This is a genomic window from Cellulomonas biazotea (genome assembly GCF_004306155.1).
GTDB lineage: Bacteria > Actinomycetota > Actinomycetes > Actinomycetales > Cellulomonadaceae > Cellulomonas > Cellulomonas biazotea.
Genome location: NZ_BIMR01000224.1, coordinates 1 through 5758, shown reverse-complemented (window position 1 = coordinate 5758; position 5758 = coordinate 1). Strand labels below are relative to the sequence as shown.

At 75.2% G+C, this 5758-nt stretch carries 7 protein-coding genes; 3 read left to right on the top strand and 4 right to left on the bottom strand.

Translation table 11 applies throughout. The features are described 5' to 3' along the window. The coding region (locus tag CBZ_RS20980; RefSeq protein WP_165446782.1) for a hypothetical protein at nt 1-1013 on the top strand (1013 nt) is incomplete at its 5' end. On the opposite strand, the gene CBZ_RS14105 is transcribed toward CBZ_RS20980, so the two are convergent. Both CBZ_RS14105 and CBZ_RS14100 read right to left on the bottom strand, forming a co-directional pair. Continuing rightward, nucleotides 949-2205 (bottom strand): MFS transporter, encoded by a 1257-nt coding sequence (locus CBZ_RS14105; protein ID WP_130782153.1) that lies wholly within the window; start codon nt 2203-2205, stop codon nt 949-951. The two genes, CBZ_RS20980 and CBZ_RS14105, sit on opposite strands and share 65 nt — an antisense overlap. A 95-nt stretch (nt 2206-2300) precedes the next feature. Continuing rightward, on the bottom strand, nt 2301-2672 hold the full coding sequence (locus CBZ_RS14100; protein ID WP_130782152.1) for a hypothetical protein: 372 nt from the start codon (nt 2670-2672) through the stop codon (nt 2301-2303). Between the two features lie 286 nt (nt 2673-2958). Here CBZ_RS14100 and CBZ_RS14095 point away from each other — a divergent pair, with 286 nt between their 5' ends. Next, complete coding sequence (locus tag CBZ_RS14095; protein WP_130782151.1) at nt 2959-3177, top strand: chemotaxis protein CheW; 219 nt, start codon at nt 2959-2961, stop codon at nt 3175-3177. A gap of 117 nt (nt 3178-3294) precedes the next feature. Further along, nucleotides 3295-3993 carry a hypothetical protein gene (locus CBZ_RS14090; protein WP_130782150.1) on the top strand — a complete coding sequence of 233 codons (699 nt, stop codon included), beginning with the start codon at nt 3295-3297 and terminating at the stop codon, nt 3991-3993. 30 nt (nt 3994-4023) lie between these two features. Here the strand turns inward: CBZ_RS14090 and CBZ_RS14085 are convergent, their stop codons facing one another. Together CBZ_RS14085 and CBZ_RS21535 are read right to left on the bottom strand one after the other, a co-directional pair. Then, the gene (locus CBZ_RS14085; RefSeq protein ID WP_130782149.1) at nt 4024-4485 is read right to left on the bottom strand and encodes a SitI3 family protein; all 462 of its coding nucleotides are present in this window, start codon (nt 4483-4485) and stop codon (nt 4024-4026) included. A 101-nt stretch (nt 4486-4586) separates the two neighbouring features. Further along, a partial coding sequence (locus CBZ_RS21535; protein ID WP_373862181.1) for a CdiA C-terminal domain-containing protein occupies nt 4587-5758 on the bottom strand: 1172 nt, incomplete at its 5' end.

Here is a 5758-nt window from a genome sequence, read left to right as displayed (position 1 = left end):
GCTTCGTCGCGGCCGTCGACGAGGACGCCGTCGCGCCGGCCGACGCGCCGGCCGAGGAGCGGCCGCCGGGCGGGTGGGTCGTCGCGCCGCGCGCCCGTGCGCGCTGGCTGTTCTCGCGGGTGGCGGGTGTCGTCGCGGCCCTCGCGGGCGTCGTCGCGGTCGTCCTCATGCTCGCGGTGCCGGGGCTGCGGCCCGACCCGCTGGACGTGTTCTTCCTGGACAGCGCGGCACGCAGCCTCGCAGTCGTCACGCTCGTCACCTACGTGCTGGCGGGCGTCCACGAGCTCATGCACGTGATGGCCGCGGCGGCGACGGGCGTCCCGGCCCGCCTGCGGATCACGCGGCGGCTGTACTTCCTCACGTTCGAGACGAACCTGACCGGGCTGTGGGCGCTGCCACCGCGGCGGCGGGTCGGTCCGCTGCTGGCAGGCATGGGGTTCGACGCCGTGGTGCTGCTGGTCGCGCTGCTGCTGCGCGCGGCGCTCGTCGGCCCGGACGCGTTCCTCGCGGCGGTCGTCGTGGTCGAGCTGTCGGCGCTCGTCGTGCAGCTCTTCGTCTTCCTGCGCTCCGACGTCTACGCGGTGATGACGGCCCTGCTCGGCTGCACGTCGCTCGACCGCACGACCCGCCTGCTGCTGCGCAGGTCCGTGCGGAGGCTCTCGGACGAGCAGGCGGCGACGCTCGCGGCGACCCCGGCGCGGGACCTCGCGGTCGCCCGCTGGTACCGGTGGGTGCACGCCGCCGGGTACGCGGTGGCGGCGTGGTTCTTCGTCGCGTTCTTCGTGCCGTCGACGTGGCACCTGCTGGTGTGGGTGCGGGACGCGGTCGTCGTGCACGGGCCGACCACGTGGCCGTTCTGGGAGGCCCTGCTGCTGGGGGCGGTCCTGCTGTCCCCGCGGGTCCTCACGGGGGTGGTCGCGCTGCGCGACCTCGCGGCACGCCGAGATGTCAGGCGGGCTCGGGTGCGTCCCGCTCGTCGGCGTGCGCGACGTGTCGCAGCTGCCCCCAGATGAGGACGACGAACACCGCCGACCCGACGAACGCGAACCAGAACGGCGCCGTCACCCCGTAGCGCTGGGCGAGCAGCCCGCCGATCCCGGCGCCGATCACGAGCCCGCCGAACACGCCGACGAGGTTGACGCTGCCGACCCGGCCCTGCAGCGCGGTCGGGACGGCCCGCTGCCGGATGGTGACGGACGTCGTGCCCCACACGAACGCGTGCGCGCCGAACACGAAGAAGACGACCATCGCGAACCAGGCGGTCGTCGTGAGGGCGAGCGCCAGGTGCGTGAGGGTCTCGATGATGAGCCCGATGCGCATGAGGTTCGCGAGGCTGATGCGCCGGGTCAGCCACCCGTACCCGAACGTCGCGACGAGCCCGCCCGCGGCCTGCACGGTCGTGACGAGGCCGAACCCGACCTCACCGAGGCCGAGCCGCTGCTGCGCGTAGAGGACGAGGACGGACCACGCGGCGCCGAACGTCACGTTGAAGATGAGGATCGTCAGGACGAGCGTGCGGACCGCGGCGTGGTGCCGGACCCAGCGAACGCCCTCGGCGATGTCGTGGCGGATGTGCGTCGCGACGCGCTCGGTGTGCACCGGCGGCAGCCGCAGCCGGGAGATCATCACGGCGCCCGCGGCGACGAGGACCGCGTCGGCGAAGAACGGCACCGACTGCCCGGTCGCGAACAGCGCGGCGCCGACGGGCGGTCCGACGAGCTGGTTGACGGTGACGAACCCGGCCTGGATGCGGGAGTTCGCGACGACCAGGTCGTCCCGGTGGACGAGCATCGGCACGAGCGTCGACGACGCGTTGTCGGCGAACGTCTCCGCGGTGCCGAGCAGGAACATCGCGACGAGGACGAGCGCGATCGGGGCGGCGTCGAGCAGGACGGCGGTCGCGAGGAGCGCGAGGACGACGGCCCGCAGGGAGTCGACGACGAGGACGAGGCGGCGGCGGTCGAGCCGGTCGGTCAGTGCCCCCGCCCACAGCCCGAACAGCAGGGGCGGCAGCCACTGGAGCAGCGCGGCGCTGGCGACGAGGAACGCGTCGTCGGTGCGCGACGCGACGAGCAGGGGCCCGGCGGCGAGGACGATGCCGTCGCCGAGGTTCGTCGTCCACGACGAGGCGAGCAGCCACCGGAAGCCGGTGCCCAGCCTGTGCGGGACGACGGACTCGACGATCCGGGACGACACGCCGAGCACGGTATCCCGGCGTGCCGCCCCGGCTCGAACGGATACGCGGTCGGCAGACGCCCTCCCCGCACGCGCAGCGAGGGCGGGCGGGACCGCGCGGGGGCTCAGCGGGGGAGCGCCGCCAGCAGCTCGGGGTCGTCCATGCCGGGCAGCGCGTAGCCCCTGCCGTCCTCCCACGGGATGTCGTCGCCGTCGACCCGCACCGACCACCATGCGTCCGGCAGAGCCCGGCGCAGCTCCGTCAGCGCTCCGCACCAGTGCACGAGCGACGCGAGCGCGTGGAACGGGTGCGGGGGCAGCGCCGTCGTCCCGCGCAGCACCACGGCGGGCGGCAGGGGAGGGGCGTCGAACGACAGGCGCGGCGCGCTCAGACGCAGCGCGGCGTTCCACTCGTCGACGACGCGCGCGACCAGCACCTCCTCGTGCGGGGCGAGGGGCATGGTGCGCTCGGCGACGTACTGGAGGGAGACGCTCACGGCGGCACAACGTACCGTCTGGTACCGCCTGGTTGCGACGGGTTCCTGCCGGATCCTCCCAGTTCCCCGCGCCGGCGCACCGGGGCTGCGGGCGCGCCCGGCCGCGTTCACCCGCAACGGTCCTGGACAGACGTCCGGAAATCGCCACGAACCGCCCCCGGAATGTGACGAACATGGTCCGAACGGCCCATGTCGACGGTGTCCACATGATGGGACGATGGCTGTGGCCGGCAACCCCGGCGCCCACAGCACCACACGTCCGCGCACTCACGAGGAGCGTCCCCGCATGTCCGCCGTCACGATGCACCACACGACCCCCGCCACCGGCTCGCGCGTCGCCCACCTGGTCGACACCGTCCGCTGGGCCCCCGCACCGCGCTTCGAGGGCGACGCCGCCCACAAGTGGCGGTTCGTCGGCTACGTCGGCGGCAGCATGCTCGCCTGGACCGCCGCGGGCCTGCTCCTCGCCGCCGGCATCGGCCGGCTCATCGGCCTGCTGGGCTGACTCGTACGTCGGGCGCGCTGCTCGGCGTGACGCGACCCCGGGCGGCCGTTGCTCCAGTCGGGCGAATCCGGCGCGAAACGGCGAAGCGGGCATACCGCCGCCGCTAGCGTGCGCGCCGTGACCGTGCTGCTCGCCGCGCCCCCGGCGCCCGCCCCGACCCCGGTGCGCGCCCTGACGACGCCCGGTGACGCACCGGCCCGCGACACCGCCCGGCCGTCCGCGCGGCGCCAGGTCGAGGCCCGCCTCGGGCCCCGCGTCATGCGGGTCGTCGTCGCGACGGCTGCGGTCCTCGCCCTCGTCCCCGTGACCGTCGTCGCGGTCGGTGCGGTCGGGTCGTCCCTGCGCGGCGCAGCGGGACGGTCTGACGGGAGTCCCGCCGCGACCTTCGCGACCGCCGTCGTCGTCGCGGTCGTCGCGTGGGTCGTGGGCACCTTCGTCGGGGTGCGGATCGGCACCCTCGTCGCGTGGCTCGCGCTGCGGCCCGTGCTGCGGCGTGACCGTCGACGTCTGGCGGCCGTGCTCGACGGCACGACCGTCGTGCAGGGCGTCGGCATCCGCCCTGGCTACGGGCGCAGCCGCACCGTCGAGCTGCCCGACGGCTCCGTGGTCACCATCACGCAGCTCCGCGACCGGGACGGCGCGGGGCGCCAGGTCGGCTTCACGCGCTGCGGTCCGGACGTCGACGGCGTCGGCCGGGCGGCCGCGGCCATGGCGCTCACGGCCTACCAGGTCGCCCAGGGCGAGCGGCCGTGGTTCCCGCAGCTCGCCGACGGCCGCACGCCGCAGCGGTGGGGGACGTTCGGCACGACACCCTGACGCGGCTCCGTCGTCAGCCGGCGCGTGGGCTCAGGTGAGCGGTGACGCGCCCGGGGCGAGGCCGGACTGCTCGTCGTCGGTGAGCGTGTGCGGTGGCAGGACCAGGACGACCTCCGGGTCGGACCACGGCGTGAACCACGCGTAGAGGACCAGGTCCGCGCCGGTCCGCCGCAGCACCGCGCGGTCGAGCTGCACCGTGAGGCACGCGAGCGCGTCGGTGTCGACGACCAGCCGGGCCACGGCCACGGCGAGCGCCCGCTCGGCGTGCAGGACCTCGTCCTCGGGCGCCTTGGTGTCGACGGCCAGCACGACCTCGGCGGTCGCCGGGGCGCCGAGCTGCTCGGCGAGCTCCTCGGCCAGCACGGGGTGGGTCACGGCGGACACCCGTACGTCGAGCGCGGCGGGCGCCGGCGTGCCGAGCAGGGCGTGCAGGCGCGCGGACACGTCGTCGACTCCGGCGTCGGTGCGCAGGGCCAGCGTGTAGCGGAGCACGGATCCTCCTTCGGGCTGTCGGGCTGTCGGGCTGTCGGGCTGTCGGGCTGTCGGCGGGGCCAGGCGCCTCGGTCGGGCACGCGGGTCGCGGGGCGATCCTGTCAGGGGAACAGGCGCAGCACCTGCCCGCCGCGCAGCACCATGACCTCGTCGAGCCCTTCGATGGGCCACCGCGTGAACTGCGTCCGCAGCGCGTCCATCGACGCGGCGCTGTCGTCGAGGTTGAGCACGACGCGCGACGTCTGGCCCTCGGTCACCTTGCCCTGGATCTCGGACCAGATGGAGCGCGGGTTGCTCCGGGTCGGCGCGTAGTTGTCGAAGATCCTGCCCTCGATGCGGAAGTCGGGGTTGCGGCTCGTGCCGGGCAGGTGCGGGTTCTGCTCGACGCGGTAGCCGAGGTCGGCGAGCCGGTCGGCGGAGTCCTGCTCGCGCTGCAGGCTGCGGCGCAGCTCGGGGTTGGCGTTGCGCGGGATGTTCGTGCGTGGGCCGGTCGGCGTGCCGCCCGCCGACCCCGTCGGCTGCGTGCCGGAGGTGCCCGACGACCCGGACGACCCGCTACCGGACGACCCGGACGACCCGCTCGACCCGCTCGACCCCTCCGACGAGCCGCCCTCGCCGGTCGAGCCCGCGGCCTGCGACAGCATGACGCCGCTGAGCCCGACGACGCCTCCGAGCGCGAGGGTGCCGAGCAGCTCCGCGGTGATCGTCGTGGTGAGGACCATCCCGCCGCCGGCGAGCGCGAGACCGCCGAACGGCGGGAACAGGAACAGCCCGGCGACGGCGATGACGAGTCCCATGACCAGCAGCGCGTCGCCGAGCGCGTCGAGGATGTGCCAGGTGCGCACGAGCCGGTCGTCGCCGTCGGCGCCGCGCAGGACGCCCACCACGGCGACGACCCCGACGACGACCGCGCCGGACCGGGTGAGCAGCGCGTACCAGCGCAGCGCGACGAGGTCCGGGACGGGCAGCGACCGGTCGGCGCGCAGGCCCCGCACACCGCGCACGACGAGGACGCCGGACAGGGCGACGGCCAGCGCGGCCGCGCCCACGAGGAACCACACGACGGGCCGCCACGTCGCGACGTCCTGCAGGACCGCGAACGTCCGGGTGCCGCCGACGACGTAGTACGCGACGGGGACGGCGAGCAGCAGCACGGCGAGCGCCCCGACGACGAGCTGCACGCGGGCCGCGCGTCCGGCCGTGCCACCGGCGCGGGCGCGGTCGGTGAGGGCGACGAGCCGTGCACCGGCGGCGCGGGGCGACCAGCGCTCGC

Bases quoted from the DNA above. Each gene is read 5' to 3' on its own strand.
- CBZ_RS14095 (WP_130782151.1), top strand. From the start codon at position 2,959: ATGTCCGCCGTCACGATGCACCACACGACCCCCGCCACCGGCTCGCGC.